Origin of the sequence: Egicoccus sp. AB-alg2, assembly GCF_041821065.1 — a bacterium.
GTDB lineage: Bacteria > Actinomycetota > Nitriliruptoria > Nitriliruptorales > Nitriliruptoraceae > Egicoccus.
On the sequence record NZ_JBGUAX010000006.1, the window covers coordinates 262,641 to 277,007 of the forward strand.

Annotated in this window: 12 protein-coding genes; 5 read left to right on the plus strand and 7 right to left on the minus strand. The window is 73.8% G+C overall.

All coding sequences use genetic code 11. The annotated features are described in order from the left end of the window. Positions 1-10: 10 nt before the first annotated feature. The 4 genes from ACERM0_RS13510 to ACERM0_RS13525 all read right to left on the minus strand — a co-directional run bounded on the left by ACERM0_RS13510 (position 11) and on the right by ACERM0_RS13525 (position 5,901). On the minus strand, positions 11-2,536 hold the full coding sequence (locus ACERM0_RS13510; protein WP_373679131.1) for a DNA translocase FtsK: 2,526 nt from the start codon (positions 2,534-2,536) through the stop codon (positions 11-13). Positions 2,537-2,687: 151 nt separating this feature from the next. Further along, the gene (locus ACERM0_RS13515; RefSeq protein ID WP_373679132.1) at positions 2,688-3,569 is read right to left on the minus strand and encodes a carbohydrate ABC transporter permease; all 882 of its coding nucleotides are present in this window, start codon (positions 3,567-3,569) and stop codon (positions 2,688-2,690) included. Beyond that, positions 3,566-4,558 (minus strand): carbohydrate ABC transporter permease, encoded by a 993-nt coding sequence (locus ACERM0_RS13520; RefSeq protein WP_373679133.1) that lies wholly within the window; start codon positions 4,556-4,558, stop codon positions 3,566-3,568. Before ACERM0_RS13520 ends, ACERM0_RS13515 begins: the two co-directional genes overlap by 4 nt. Then, positions 4,555-5,901 (minus strand): ABC transporter substrate-binding protein, encoded by a 1,347-nt coding sequence (locus tag ACERM0_RS13525; protein ID WP_373679134.1) that lies wholly within the window; start codon positions 5,899-5,901, stop codon positions 4,555-4,557. Before ACERM0_RS13525 ends, ACERM0_RS13520 begins: the two co-directional genes overlap by 4 nt. 279 nt (positions 5,902-6,180) lie before the next feature. Here ACERM0_RS13525 and ACERM0_RS13530 point away from each other — a divergent pair, with 279 nt between their 5' ends. The 5 genes from ACERM0_RS13530 (at position 6,181) to ACERM0_RS13550 (ending at position 11,496) form a co-directional block, all read left to right on the plus strand. Continuing rightward, positions 6,181-6,945, plus strand: coding sequence for a hypothetical protein (locus tag ACERM0_RS13530; protein WP_373679135.1), 765 nt, complete (start codon positions 6,181-6,183; stop codon positions 6,943-6,945). A gap of 95 nt (positions 6,946-7,040) precedes the next feature. Next, entirely contained in the window at positions 7,041-7,838 is a 798-nt protein-coding gene (locus tag ACERM0_RS13535; RefSeq protein ID WP_373679136.1) for a class F sortase, read from the plus strand. A 70-nt stretch (positions 7,839-7,908) separates the two neighbouring features. Beyond that, entirely contained in the window at positions 7,909-8,862 is a 954-nt protein-coding gene (locus ACERM0_RS13540) for an AAA family ATPase (protein ID WP_373679137.1), read from the plus strand. Position 8,863: 1 nt separating this feature from the next. Then, positions 8,864-10,045 (plus strand): DUF58 domain-containing protein, encoded by a 1,182-nt coding sequence (locus ACERM0_RS13545; protein ID WP_373679138.1) that lies wholly within the window; start codon positions 8,864-8,866, stop codon positions 10,043-10,045. Further along, positions 10,042-11,496, plus strand: a complete 1,455-nt coding sequence (locus ACERM0_RS13550) for a hypothetical protein (protein ID WP_373679139.1) — start codon at positions 10,042-10,044, stop codon at positions 11,494-11,496. The genes ACERM0_RS13545 and ACERM0_RS13550 overlap by 4 nt, the downstream gene beginning before the upstream one ends. Here the strand turns inward: ACERM0_RS13550 and ACERM0_RS13555 are convergent. Genes ACERM0_RS13555 through ACERM0_RS13565 form a run of 3 tightly spaced genes read right to left on the minus strand, consistent with a single transcriptional unit; the run spans position 11,470 to position 13,917 of the window. Further along, the gene (locus tag ACERM0_RS13555; protein WP_373679140.1) at positions 11,470-12,132 is read right to left on the minus strand and encodes an ABC transporter ATP-binding protein; all 663 of its coding nucleotides are present in this window, start codon (positions 12,130-12,132) and stop codon (positions 11,470-11,472) included. The two genes, ACERM0_RS13550 and ACERM0_RS13555, sit on opposite strands and share 27 nt — an antisense overlap. Then, on the minus strand, positions 12,129-12,983 hold the full coding sequence (locus tag ACERM0_RS13560; protein ID WP_373679141.1) for an ABC transporter ATP-binding protein: 855 nt from the start codon (positions 12,981-12,983) through the stop codon (positions 12,129-12,131). The genes ACERM0_RS13555 and ACERM0_RS13560 overlap by 4 nt, the downstream gene beginning before the upstream one ends. Next, a complete protein-coding gene (locus ACERM0_RS13565; RefSeq protein WP_373679142.1) occupies positions 12,976-13,917 on the minus strand; it encodes a hypothetical protein in 942 nt (313 codons plus the stop codon). Before ACERM0_RS13565 ends, ACERM0_RS13560 begins: the two co-directional genes overlap by 8 nt. Positions 13,918-14,367 lie beyond the last annotated feature (450 nt).

A 14,367-nucleotide genomic window follows, 5' to 3' on the forward strand; every position in this document is an offset into this window, starting at 1 on the left:
CTCGGCCGGCCTAGAGGTGGCCGGCGCTGCGGGCCTCGTCGAGCTGCTCCGGCGTCCACAGCACGTCGCGGGCCTTGGAGCCCTCGTTGGGGCCGACGACGCCGAGCTCCTCGAGCTCGTCCATGAGCCGGCCCGCGCGGGCGAAGCCGATCCGCAGCTTGCGCTGCAGCATGGAGGTCGAGCCCAGCCCGGACACCACGACCTGCTCGGCGGCGCGGCGTAGCAGCGCCTCGTCGGAGTCGTCGTCGCCGGAGCGGACCGAATCGGCGCGCTCGGCGTCCTCGCCGGTCTTGACGACCGTCTCCTCGAACTCGGCCTCGCGCTGCTGCTTGCAGTAGGTGACGGCCGAGACGACCTCGCGTTCCGTGACCCAGCAGCCCTGCAGTCGCGAGGGCTTGCCCTGGCTGGCGGGCAGGAACAACATGTCGCCCTTGCCGACCAGCTTCTCCGCCCCACCCATGTCCAGGATGGTGCGCGAGTCGGTCTGCGAGGCGACCGCCAGCGCGAGCCGCGACGGGATGTTGGCCTTGATCAGGCCGGTGATGACGTCCACGGACGGGCGCTGGGTGGCGATCACCATGTGGATGCCGACGGCGCGCGCCATCTGCGCGATCCGGCAGATCGCGTCCTCGACGTCTCGCGGGGCCACCAGCATGAGGTCGGCCAGCTCGTCGATCACGAGCAGGATGTAGGGCAGCTCCTCGGGGACGATCTCCTCACCGTCACGTCCGGGGCGCGGGGCGACCTCGCCGGCACGGACGGCGTCGTTGTAGCCGTCGATGTTGCGGAAGCCGAGCAGCGCCAGCAGCTCGTAGCGCTGCTCCATCTCCTTGACGCACCACTGCACCGCGTCGGCAGCGCGGCGCGGGTCCGTCACGACCGGCGAGAGCAGGTGCGGGGTGCCCTCGTAGCCGTTGAGCTCGACCCGCTTGGGGTCGATGAGGATCATCCGCACCTGGTCGGGCCGGGCACGCATGATGATCGAGGTGATCATCCCGTTGAGCGTGACGGACTTGCCGGACCCGGTCGCCCCGGACACCAGCAGGTGCGGCATGGTCGCGAGGTTGACCAACGCGGGGTTGCCGGCGATGTCGACGCCGAGCGACACGGTCAGCGGGTGCGGGTCGCGCTGCGCCTCGGGCGAGCGCAGGATGTCGCCGAGGGTGATGAGGTCGCGCTGACGGTTGGGGACCTCCACCCCGATGGCGGACTTGCCGGGGATCGGCGCGACGATGCGCACGTCCGGGGCGGCCAGCGCGTAAGCGATGTCGTCGCCCATGTTGGCGACCTTCTTCACCTGCACGCCCGGGCCGAGCTCGATCTCGAAGCGGGTGACGGTCGGGCCGCGCGACCAGCGGGCGACGGTCGCGTCGATGCCGAACTGGTCGAAGGTCTCCTGCAGGGCGGCGGTCTGGGCCTCGATCGTGCGCGTGGACTCCTTGCCCATCTTCTTGCCGCCGGCGAGCAGGTCCATCGGCGGCAGCGAGTAGTCGTCCCACGACTGCACCGGGGCGACCTTGGCCGCCTTCAGCGTGGCCGGGTCCACCGGCACCTTGGCACGCTCGACCGGCGGGTCGGGGGCACGGCCGGCGAGGCGGTCGGCCGCGGTGGACCCGTCGTCCGCGTCGTCCTCCGCGAGTGCCGGCTGCTCGTACGCCTTGTTCGCGAGCGTGGCGCGCACCCGGGTCGGGCGGATCGCCTCGGTGGACTGCTCGGCCTGCGTGTCGTCGGGGGCGTCGTCCGCCGCCGCGGCGGCCTTGCGACGCCGTGAGGTGTTCGCCTTGGCCACCTTCTGCGTGACGTCGGGATCGGTGGCCGGGGACGCCGCGGTGTCGTCGTCCACCTCGTCGTCGTACTCGCGGGTGAACACGCCGCGCACGGCGTCGATCACGGCCGAGAACGGGGTCTTGGTGACCACGAGGAGGCCGAGCGACACGAACGCGACGACCACCGCGCCGGCGCCCCACACGGACAGCGCGGCCGTGAGGGGCCGGCCGATCGCCCAGCCGAGCAGGCCGCCGGCCAGCCACAGCCCGCGGACGCCGTCCGCGGGCTCGGGACCGCCCGCGAGCAGGTGCAGGCCGCCGAGCACGCCGATGCCAAGCAGCACGGCGCCGACGCCGATGCGGCCGATCTCCGGGCTGGGCCGGCCGATCACGACCAGCAGCCCGAACCAGGCCAGCAGGACCGGGACCGCGTAGCCGAGGAGCCCGAGAAGGCCGAGCGCGACCGCCTCGAGGAAGCTGCCGACCGGCCCGGCCGCGTCGGCGTACGTGCCCAACCCGGTGAGGACGCCGAGCAGGATCAGGAAGATGCCCAGCGCGTCCTGCTTCTGCGCCGACAGGTGCTCACCGACGGCGCTGCCGGCCTTGGAGACGGTGCCTTGCTTGCGGGTCGCGCCGCCGCGGCCACTCCCGCGACCGCCGCCACCACTGCGGCCACCGCGGCCACGGGCGGTGCTGCCACGCGACGGGCGTCGCGCGGCCGGCTTGCCCCGGGCCTTCTTCTTCGGCGGGTTCTTGGTGGTCGACGCCACGTGGCCTCGTTCCCCTCGCCCACACCGCCGGGACAGGGGCCCCGGCCGCAGGCGGTCTACGTACGGCCTGGAGAGGATAACGGGCAAACACACCCCTGGAACTACACGTTCGACGGGCCGCGTGCGGTGGGGCGCCCAGCGGCCGGCCCGCTCAGCCCTTGGTCGCCCCGGCCAGCAGCCCGCGCACGAAGTAGCGCCCGAGCAGGATGTAGACGATCAGCGTCGGCAGCGCCGCCATCAAGGCGGCCGCCATCTGCACGTTCCACTCCACGATCTGGCTGCCGGAGAGGTTCTGCAGCGCGACCATCACCGGCCGTTGGCCGGCGCTGGTGATGCTGACCGCGAACAGGAACTCGTTCCACACCTGCGTGAACTGCCAGATGGCGACGACCACGAACCCCGGGACCGACAGCGGCAGCGCGACGCGGAGGTAGGTGGAGAAGACGCCGGCGCCGTCGACCTGCGCCGCCTCGGTGATGTCGGCCGGGATGCGGGCGTAGAAGTTGCGGAAGATCAGTGTGGTGATCGGGATGCCGTAGACGACGTGCACGAACACCAGCCCGGCGATCGAGTTGTACAGGCCCATCTGCTGCAGCGTCACGACCAGCGGGATCAGGACGATCTGGTAGGGGATGAAGAGCCCGAACAGCAGCAGGTTGAAGATGGTCTCCGAACCGGGGAACCGCCACTTGGCGAACACGTAGCCGTTCAGGGACCCGAGGAGGGCGCTGAAGACGGTGGCCGGGATCGCCAGCGCGAAGCTGTTCATCAGGTAGGGCCGCAGCGTCGCCCAGGCCTGCTCCCAGGCGCCGAGGCTGAGTGACGACGGCAGGTCCCACATGCGTCCGACCGTCGCCTCGACCGGCGGCTTGAGGCTCGTGACCAGCATCACGTAGATCGGTACGAGCGCGAACGCCGCCGCGAGGGCCAGGACGAGGTACTTGGGCGCCCCGCGCAGCCGGCGCCCGGCCGCGCCCCCGTCGTCGGTGGGGCGCAGCCGGCGGTCGTCCGCCGTGGGCGTGGCCGTGCTCATCCGAGTGCCTCCTCGGTGCGCCGGCGCGCCCACAGGGCCGGGACCATCAGGAGCGCGACCAGGCCGAGCAGCAGCAGGGAGATCGCGGCGCCACGCGCGAACTGGTTGCCGCGGAAGGTGGTCTCGTACATGTAGACGGCGGGGACGTCGGTGACGTAGCCGGTACCCGGCCCGGTCATGACGTAGATGAGGTCGAACGTCTTCAGGGAGATGTGCCCGAGCACGATGATGATCGTGATCGTCATCGGCCGGAGCATGGGCAGCAACACGCGGCGGTAGACGGCGATCTCGGACGCGCCGTCCATGCGGGCCGCCTCGCGCAGTTCGTCGGGGATGCCCTGCAGACCGGCGAGGTAGATCGCCATCGCGAAACCCGACATCTGCCACGCGGCCGCGATGACGACCGCGATCAGCGCCACCGGCACGACGACGTCGATCTGGCCCCACCGCCAGCCCGGCACGATCGTCGTGCTGACGTACCACAGGGGCAGGTCCTCCCACCCGAAACGGTTGAGCAGGAGGTTGACGCCGGCGCGCGGGTTCAGCAGCCACTGCCACACCACGCCGGTGACCACGAACGACAGCGCGACCGGGAACAGGAACAGGTTGCGCCAGACCGGCGCGCCGAACGGGTCACGGTCGATGATCATCGCCAGCACGAGACCCACCACGAGGCACACGCCGACGAACAGCACCGTGAACACCACGACGTTGCGCAGGCCCGACAGGAACCGGAAGTCCCCGAACAGCCGCGTGTAGGCCCCGAAGCCGTTGAAGCTGAGGTCGCGGACGAACGTCGTCCAGTTGCTGACGGACACCCAGCCGGTCCAGGCGATGAAGCCGTAGACGAACACGCCGATGGCGAGGATCGACGGCAGCACCATCAGCACCGGCGTGGCCGTCTCCAGCCGGCGCCGGCGCCGTGACGGACCGGCGTCGGCCGCGGCCGCCGCCGCGCCCGCCGGCGCCGGCGTGGTGGTGGAGGTCATGACCGCAGGTAGTCGTCCGCGGCCTGCTGGAGCGCATCGGCCGCCTGCTGCGGGTCACGCTGCGACATGAAGATCTCCAGCACCTGCAGCGCCTCGTCGGTGAAGTTCGGGGGCGCTGCGGAGTTGTGGGCCAACGACGGCAACAGCTCGTCGGACTGGAACTCCTCGTAGGTCTGCTGGCCGTACTCGTTGTACTGGGAGATGTCCGCGTCGGTCCGCGCCGGGATCGAGCCCTTCAGCGGGTTGAAGGTGTCCTGGCCCTCGACCGAGCCGAGCAGCCGCAGCCACTCCACGGTGCCGTCGCGGTTGGGTCCGCCCTCGGGCAGCCCGAAGGTGTCGATCACCGTGATGAACATCCCGTCGGTGCCGGGCGTCGGCGCCCACACGAAGTCCGTCTCCGGCTGCAGTTCCAGGTCGGTCGCGAAGTAGCCGGCCGCCCAGTCACCCATGATGGTCATCGCGGCCTCGCCGTCGGCGACCAGTTGCGAGGCGTCCTGCCAGTTGCGGGCGGCGTGGTCGTCGTTGATGTACTGGAACATCTCGTCGAGGTGCTCGAACGACTCGATCACCTCGGGGCTGGTCCAGTCGGCCTCGCCGGCGAACAGGTCGCGGTACAACTCCGGGCCGGCCGAGGCGAGCAGCACGCCCTCCCAGGTGTGCACCAGCGTCCACGTCTCGTTGTCGCCGAGGGCGAGCGGCGTGACACCGGCTTCCTGGAGGGTCTGTGCCGCCTGGACGAACTCCTCGTGGGTGGTGGGCAGCTCGACGCCGTTCTCCTCGAGCACGGCGGCGTTGGCGAACACCACGTTGGAGCGGTGTACGTTCACGGGGACGGAGTAGATCTCGCCGTCGTCGCCGGTGACCTGCTCGACGATGGACTCCGGGAAGACGTCGCGCCAGCCCTCCTCGTCCCACAGGAACGTGATCGGCTCCATCGCGCCGGCGGCGACCCAGGTGTCGAGCAGCGCTCGGCTGGCATGGATCTGGAAGCTGCTGGGTGGGTCGCCGGCCTGCATGCGGCTCGCGAGCACGGCCCGGGCGTCCGTGCCGGCCCCGCCGGCAACGGCCGAGTTGACCACCGTGTAGTCGGTCTGCTGCTCGAACATGTCGATCAGCGCGAGCAGACCCGCCTCCTCGCCGGCGCCCGTCCACCAGGAGAAGATCTCCACGTCGTCCTGGTCGAGTTCGGGGGCCTCCGCGTCCTCGGCGGCAGCACCCTCGTCCTGTGCCCCGCCAGCCTCTTCCTCCATGGCGCCCAGCGGGTCTTCCTCGCCGCCGCCGCACGCGGTCAGCGTCAGCGCACCCGCACCCAGCACGGCCAGCGCTCGTGTCCATCGCCGCATCGTGGCACTCCCTCCCGTCGATGCCTCGGCGGACGCGGACCTCCCAGAACGGCCCGTCGATCAGCCGCTGATCGTCACGGTAGACACCGCCGAACGGGCGGTCGACGCCGGGACGGGCCGTTCGGACACGGCGCGACCGGTGTGGTCCGGAGACGTCGGCCGGCCGGTTGGGCGCCTGTGCGCGGCGGCGGCGTCCGTGGGTCGGATCCGCACTCGACGCAACCCGGCCGCGCAGGTCGGCGAACCAGGCCCGCATCGTCTCTCGACCCCAAGGAGTCCATGGTGCGCAGGATGTTCACGACCCTCGCGGCGACCGGCGCGGTCCTCGCGCTGCCCGCGACGGCAGCGTTCGCCCAGTCCCCGCAGACCTACACGGCCAACCTGTCGCAGGCCAACGAGAGCGGGGCCAGCGGCACCGTCACGATCGAACTCGACGGAACCACTGCCGACATCCGTATCGACGGCCGCGACTTCTTCGACGGCTTCCCGCACGCCATCCACTTCCACGGCGAGCCGGGCGGCGACAACGTCTGCGGGCCCCTCAACCCGGGTGACCCGGGCTTCGACGAGGCCGACGAGGACGGTGACGGCCTCATCAGCGTCGTGGAGGGGGTGCCCGCCTACGGCCCGGTGACGGTGTCGCTGACGACCGAGGGCGACACCAGCCCGGACAGCGCCCTGGCCGTCGACCGGTTCCCGACCTCGGGGACGCTCGACTACCAGCGCACGATCGAGCTGCCGCAGGAGGTGGCCGACCACCTCAGCACGCTGCACGTCGTCGTCCACGCTGCCGACCTGGACGACTCCGGCGAGATCGGCGACTTCGGCACGCCCAGCTCGCTCGACCCGGAGCTCGACATCGAGGCGACGATCCCGGCCGCCTGCGGCCAGATCACGGCGTCCGCGGCCGGCGGTGTCGCGACCGGTGCAGGCGGGACCGCGACCGAGGGCGGCGGCAACGGTGCCGCCGCGGCGCTGGCCGGTGCGGCCGGTCTGAGCGCGATCGGGTTCGCCGGTCTGCGTCGCCGTCGCGACGAAGCCTGATCCGACCCGGGTGTCCGGCCGGCTCCATCGCGAACCCCGAGCCGGTCGGACACCCGACCTCCCCCATGGAGGACTCGCCGACGAGGAGCCGACCCGTGCGCCGCATCCCACGCCCCATCGCCCTGCTCGCCGCTGCACTCGTCGTGACCGCCTGCGGTGGCGGTGCCGACGTCGCCGGCGACACCGCCCCGCCGTCCGCGAGCGTCCAGACGGCGGACACCGACCACGCCGACCATGCCGAGGAGGCCGACCACGCCGACCACGCCGACCACGCCGACCACGGCGAGCACGGCGACGCGCCGGCGGGCGAGGCCGCACGACCCGCAAGGACCACCGAGGACACCATCGCCCAACTGCTGGCGATGGACCCGGACCACCTCGCCTCCCTGCACGACCACGACGGCGACCACGCCCACCACCACGACCGCGAGGTGGCCCACCCCAACGGGATCGACCCGGTCCGGATCGTCGTCCCCGCCATCGGGGTCGACGCGGACGTGATCGAGCTCGGCCTCGAACCCAACGGCGAGATGGAGGTCCCCACGGACTTCGCGCAGACCGGCTGGTTCAGGCACGGACCGCGCCCTGGCCGCGTGGGGCCGGCCGTGATCGCCGGCCACGTCGACGACCGTGGCGGCCCGGCCGTCTTCCACCGCCTGCGGGAGCTGTCGGCCGGCGACGAGATCCAGGTCCACGGCGCCGACGGCGAGGTCGTGACCTTCGCCGTCCGCGAGCTCGAGCAGCACCCGAAGGCCGCCTTCCCCACCGAGCGCGTGTACGCCGGGACGCCCGGGCCGGAACTGCGGCTGATCACCTGTGGCGGCGAGTTCGACGGTGCGGAGCGCAGCTACCGCGACAACGTCATCGTCTTCGCCGAACGCGTCGACTCCTAGCGGTCGCCGCACGCACGTCGCCGCAGGATGCGCGGCCGTCGAGGGGCGCGCCTGCCTAGTCTCCGCCGCCATGGAGACCACGACCGCCGCATTCGCCCGTTCCGTCCTCGCCGCCGCCGGCCGCGCCGTCGTCGGCCTCGACGACCAGCTCGAGCTCGTGCTCGTCGGCCTGCTCGCCCGCGGGCACGTCCTGGTCGAGGACGTCCCCGGCACGGGCAAGACCTCGGCGGTCCGCGCCCTGGCGACCGTCACCGGGCTGCCGGCCGGGCGGCTGCAGTGCACCCCGGACCTCCTGCCGACCGAGGTGACCGGCGTCAACGTCTACGACCAGACCACCGGCAGCTTCCGGTTCCGACCCGGACCGGTGTTCCGCTCGTTGCTGCTGGTGGACGAGATCAACCGCGCGACGCCACGCACCCAGGCGGCACTGCTGGAGGCGATGGCGGAACGGCAGGTCACCGTCGACGGCGAGTCCCACGCACTGGGGCCCGAGTTCACGGTGATCGCCACCCAGAACCCCGTGGAGCAGGCCGGCACCTTCCCGTTGCCGGAGGCGCAGCTGGACCGGTTCCTGCTACGGGTCGCGTTCGGCTACCCCTCGCGAGACGCGCACCGCGAAATCCTGCGCGGCCGTCGCGGCGAGGAACCACTCGACCAGCTCTCGCCGGTGGTGGACGCCATGCAGCTCCTGCCCGCGCTGTGGGCCGAGGTGGGCCGCGTGCACGTCGATCCGGGCCTCGAGGACTACGTGCTCGACCTGGTCGACGGCCTGCGCGACCACGACGAGGTGGCGGTGGGCCCATCGGTGCGTGCGGTGCTGATGCTCGAACAGGCGGCCCGCGCGGCCGCGGCCGTCGCCGGCCGCGACCACGTCCTGCCCGACGACGTCAAGCGCCTGGCCGTTCCGCTGCTGGCCCACCGCCTGGTCCTGCACGAGGACGCGGCCGTCCACGGCCGGGACGCCGCCGCGCTCGTCGAGGAGGTCCTCGCGGCTACGCGCGTGCCGATCCAGCTGGACCGCTGACGTGTCGCGCTGGATCTGGCCGGCGACGCTCACGGCGCTCGCCCTGGCGGTGGTGCTGCCCTCGCCGGCCGGCTGGGGCCTGGCGATCGGCCTGTTGCTGCTGAGCCTGGGCAGCACCGCCTGGGCGGCCGTGCTGCGCCGCCGCGTGCAGGTCGAGGTGGTCCTGCCGGCGCGCCTGATCCGCGGCGAGCACGCCGAACTCACCGTGGTGGCCACCAACCGGAGCCGCCTGCCGGCCACCCGCGTCCGCGTCGAGGTACAGCTCCCCCCGGGTGGGCTCAGCCCCTCGTCGCTGTCGTTCGAACTCGCCGTCCCCGCCCGCAGCACGGTCCGCCGCGGCGCGCCGGTCACCGCGTTCAACCGCGGCCGGTGGGAGCCCGTGCCGCGGCCGGCGCTGGTCGGCGACCCGTTCGGGATCCACGAGATCGCGACCCGCCGGCCGCCCACCGCGGCCCCCGTCGTCGTGCTGCCCGACGTCCTGCCGGTCCGCCGCATCCATCTGCCGGCCGCCTCGCCGTTGGCGGAGGTCCCCGACCGCCGGTCGCTGCTGACCGACCCGACCGCCATCGTCGGCGTGCGTCCCTACGCGCCCGGCGACCCGCTGCGGGCCATCCACTGGCCGGCCACCGCCGCCACCGGCACGCTGGTGCGGCGCGAGACCGAGCGCGCGTGGGCCCGGGACCTGCTGGTCGTCGTCGATCTCGACCACGACGGCTGGGAGCGCCACGACCACGCCCCGGAGGTCGGCATCGTCGTGGCCGCCTCGCTGCTCGCGGACGCGCTGCTGCGGCTGCGTCAGCCGGCCGGGCTGTTGACCTCGTGGGTCGACCGCGTCGGCGAGGAGCCGCGCGCGACCGCGTTCCGCATCGCGGGCGCGCGCCCCCACCTCGACGCCATGCTCACGCACCTCGCGGTCGCCAAGCTGCATCCCGGCATCCCGCTCCCGGACCTGGTGGGTCGGGACGTCCGGCGCCACCAGCCGGGCACGACCGTCGCCGTGGTCACCGGCCGGCCCGGCCGGCACCTGGCCGACGCGCTGCGGCCGCTGCGCCGCAACGGCCTGGCACCGGTGGTCGTCCACGTCGCTCCCGACCAGGTCCTGCGCGCCGAGGTACCACCGACCGGCGGCTGCCCGCGCATCCCGGTCGCCAGCGACGTGCCGCTGTCGAGGTTGACGCTGTGAGCGGCCCGACGACGGACGAGGTGCGCGCGGTCGCCGACGCCGACGGCCACCGCCACGCGCTCGGCCTGACGGTGGCGTTCGTCGCGCCGTTCTCGGCCCTGGTGGTGGAACTGGCCGACGCGCGCCTGGCCGCCTTCCCCCGTGCGCTCACGTTCGCGGTGGCCGTGCTGACCGCGGTCGTGGCCGTCCTGCTGACGGCGGACGGGGCCGTGCTCGGGCTGCGGCGTGCGGCGGCGCGGGGCTTCGGCGTCGTGCTGCTCGCGCTGGCCGTGCGCTTCGCCGCGCCGAGCCCGCCCGCCGCCTGGGCGTCCTACCGCGCCGGTGACGAGGCGCTGGTGTCGGGCCGGTTGCTGGTGCCGTTGCTGCTGTTCCTCGTCGCGCTCGCGGCCGGCCAGATCGTGACGTTGCGGGTCGCGGCCGCGATCGTGGGCGACCGCACCGCCGGTGCCGACCGGGCCCGCGAGCGCACGGCGCTGCAGGTCTGGTTCGCCACCAGCGGGGTCCTGCTGCTGCTCGCCGCGACGCCGGCGGCCCGCGTGCCGTGGGTGTTCGCCACGCTGGTGCTCGGTCCGCCGGCCGCGTTGTTCGTGCTGGCCGACCTGCGCACCCGCCTGCGTGGGCCGTCCAACGAGCCCGACGTCCTGCGTGGCGGGCCCCGGGGGGTGGTACGCGCCACCGCCGTGGGGACGCTGGTGGCCGTGCTGGCCGTCACCGTGCTCGCGGTCGTGATGCTGCCGCCGCGGGCGATGCAGGGCCAGGGCCGCCCCAGCGAGTGGATCGCCGACGTGGCCTTCGACTGGGAGGTCCGCCAGCGCACCGGCCAGCGCGACGGCGTGGTGGGGGCCGGCCAGCACCGGGCTCAGAACGACGGCGGCGACGGATCCGGCGGGCAGCCGGCCGACCCGACCGGGCTGTTCGAGGCGGTCCCGAACCCGCCGTGGTGGGTGCTGCTCGCCGCCGCGGCCGTCGTCACCTCGATGATCCTGCGGCCGCGGGCCTGGGGACGTCTCCTGCACCGCCTGGCCACGATGCTGCGCGGCACCGGTACGGCGGACGTCACCGACGACGACGTGCAGCGGTGGCAGGAGCGGGCCGGCCGGCCACGCGAGCAACGGCGGCTGCGCGACGCGCTGCAGCGGTTCCTGCCCCGTCCGCGCGATCCACGCCAGGCGATCGTCCACGACTACCTGCGGGTCGAGCGCGCCCTGGCCCGCGAGGGCGCCGACCACCCGCGCGCCCGGGCGCTGTCGGAGACGCCGCTCGAGCACGCCGACCGGATCTCGCTCGGCGAGGCGCACGCGGAACTGGCGGCACTGGCGTCGCAGGCGAGGTTCGCGCGCACGGCGCCGACCGCCGCGGACGCCGACCGGTCGTTGGGATTGCGCCAGGCCGTCGAGCAGGCACTGCGCGAGCCGACCGAGGGTTCAGGCGATCAGGCGCCCGTCGCGTAGCCGCAACCGACGCGGGGCCTGCGCGATGATCTCCTCGTCGTGGGTGGCGACGAGCACGGCACTCCCGGCGGCGGCCGCCTTGCGCAGCCCGTCCATGACGCCGGAGGCCCAGGCGGCGTCCTGGTGCCCGGTCGGCTCGTCGGCCAACAGCAGTCGTGGCACACCGACCAGCGCCCGGGCCAGGGCCGTGCGCTGCTGCTCGCCCAGCGACACCTCGGACGGCATGCGGTGGGCGAGGTGGGCGATCCCGAACGCCTCCAGCGCGGTCTCCAGTCGCTGGGCGCGGACGGCGCGGTCCTCGCCACCGGCCAGGCGCAGCGGCAACTCGACGTTCTCGCCGATCGTCAATTCCGGCAGCAGCCCGAGCCGCTGCGGGGCGATGGCCAGCAGGTCCCAGCCCGGCGCCGTCACCGTCGTGCCGCGTTCACCCCACGCCAGCTGGCCCGTGTCGGGTGTCTCCCAGCCGGCGAGGATGTTCAGCAGCGTCGTCTTGCCGGACCCCGACGGGCCGGTCAGGACGACGAGTTCCCCCGGCTCGAGCCGGAAGGACACGTCGGCCAGCGCGACCACCTCCTCGGCACCGCGACGGTAGGTCCGGCCAAGACCGGACGCGATCAACAGCGGGGCGAGGCTCATACGGTCCTGCCTGGTGGGGTGATGCGGATGCCGTCGGCATCGACCGTGACGACGGCGCGACGGTCGGGGAACCGGGCGAGCTCCGACGGCGGGATCTGGACCCGACCGGAGTCGTCGATGACGGCCAGCACGCCGGCGTCGGTGGTCTCCGAGGCGACCGCGCCACGGTGCAGCGACAGGGTCCGCTCGGCGGCCTGCACCACCCGCGGATCATGGGTGGAGAGCACGATCGCGACCCCACGGTCGGCCAGCAACCGCATCTTGCCGAGCAGCAGGTCCGCCGAGCCGGAGTCGAGTTCGGCGGTCGGTTCGTCGGCGATCACCAGCGACGGCCGGCCGACGACGGCCTGGGCGAGCGCCACCCGCTGCTGCTGCCCGCCGGACAACTCGTGTGGACGATGGTCGCGCCGGTCCCCCAGCCCGAGGTCGCCCAGGAGGCCGTCCGCCTCCCCGGCCGCCTGCCGCCGCGACAGGCCCCGCAGCCGGCCGGCCTGGGCGACCTGGTCGAGCGCCGTGACGCCCGGCAGCAGGTTGTCGGACGGGCGTTGGAACATGAAGCCGACCTTGCGCCGACGCAGCCGGCGCAGGGCCCGGCCGGAGAGTTGGTCGATCGGTTCACCACCGAGCCGGACGGTGCCGGCGCTGGGCCGGTCGAGCGCGGCGAGGATGCGCAGCAGCGACGACTTGCCGCTGCCGGACGGACCGACGACCGCGGAGATGGTGCGTGCGGGGAAGCGGGCGTCGACCCCACGCAGGGCGTGCACCTCGCCACTGGCGATCGAGTAGATCCGCACGACCCCGGCGCACTCGGCTGCCATCGACGCGGTCACGGAGCGACTGGACTCAGGCACGGCGCAACACCTCCGCGACGTCGGCACGGTCGGCGCTCCGCTGCAGCGCCGCCGCACCGGCGATCCCGCCCGCCGCGAGCGCGCCGACCAGCACGAGCAGGACGGTGCCCGGCAGCACGACCCGCGGGCCGGGCAGGAGTTCGGGCAGCGGGTCGATCCCGCCGCCCACGGCCGCCGCCGCGAACAGGCCCAGCGCGGTGGCCAACCCGAGCGCGAGCAGCAGCAGCACGAGGACCTCGACCACCAATGCGAGCGCGTGTGCCCGCGAGGTGAGACCCATGCGGCGGGCCAGCGCGTAGGAGACCTGGAGGTCGCGTTGGCGCACGGCCACGAACAACAGGACGCCCAGCAGCGCCAGTCCCGTCGCCAGCGCACCCAACGCCTGCAACGCGCCGAGCGCCCACGACACGGCGACCAGCCGGGGCCGGGTGGCCTCGGCAGCGGCGGTCCGCACCGTCTCCGCGTCGACGCCGGCGACCGCCAGCCGGTCCTCGGCGTCGTCGCCGGTGGCCCAGATCTCGCCGCGCCAGCGTGCCCGCGCCAGCCCGTCCGCGCCGCCGGCGACCGCGAGCGCCTCGGCCGTCTGCAGGCTGGCGACGAGCAGCGGCCGCCCGGCGGCCTGGCCGGGCAGGGCCTCGGCGCGGCCCACCACCTCGACCGGCACGCCGAAGCCGGGGACGTCCAGTGCGGCCGGCTCGTCCTGCGCCCCGGCCACGAGGACGGGCAGGCGGCCCTCTCCCCCGGCGAGACGGGCGAGCAGGCCGTCGAGCGGCGTGCCCACCAGATCGCGGCGCCAGAACGCGACCTGGGCGAACGACTCGGGCGTGACCAGCAGCACGTCGACCTCGGCGTCGGAGGGCGCGACCCGGCCGCGGGCGCGCAGCAGCTGGGTGGTGCCGGCGGGCGGGGCCTCGTCGACCTGCTCGGCCGCCATCGGGGCCGTGGCCGCGGCACCAGTTGCAGGACGGCCTTCTCCTCGACCGCCGTCGCCAACGACGCCGACAACGCCGAGGTGTAGACGACCAGCCCGAGCGACGTCGCCGCCGCCCCGGTCAGCAGCAGCCCGGCGCCGCTGGCGGCGGCCAGCCGGCGGACGGCGAGGTAGGGCCCGGCAGCGCTCGCGCCGCCGAGGCGGCGCAGTCGCGGCAGCACACGCCGTGCGCCGCGCAGGATCAGCCCGACGCCGCCGATGAGCAGCAGGACCGGGAAGGCCAGCACCAGCGGTCCGAGTGCCGTAGCCCCTTCGACGTCGCGGACCCCACCGCCCGTCCGTAGTTGCGCGAGCGCGACGCCGGCCAATCCCAGGGCGACCAGCTCCCACGGGAACCGCCGCAGCCGGCGCACGCGTGCGACGCGGCCGACCCGCACCGACCGTCCCGCCACC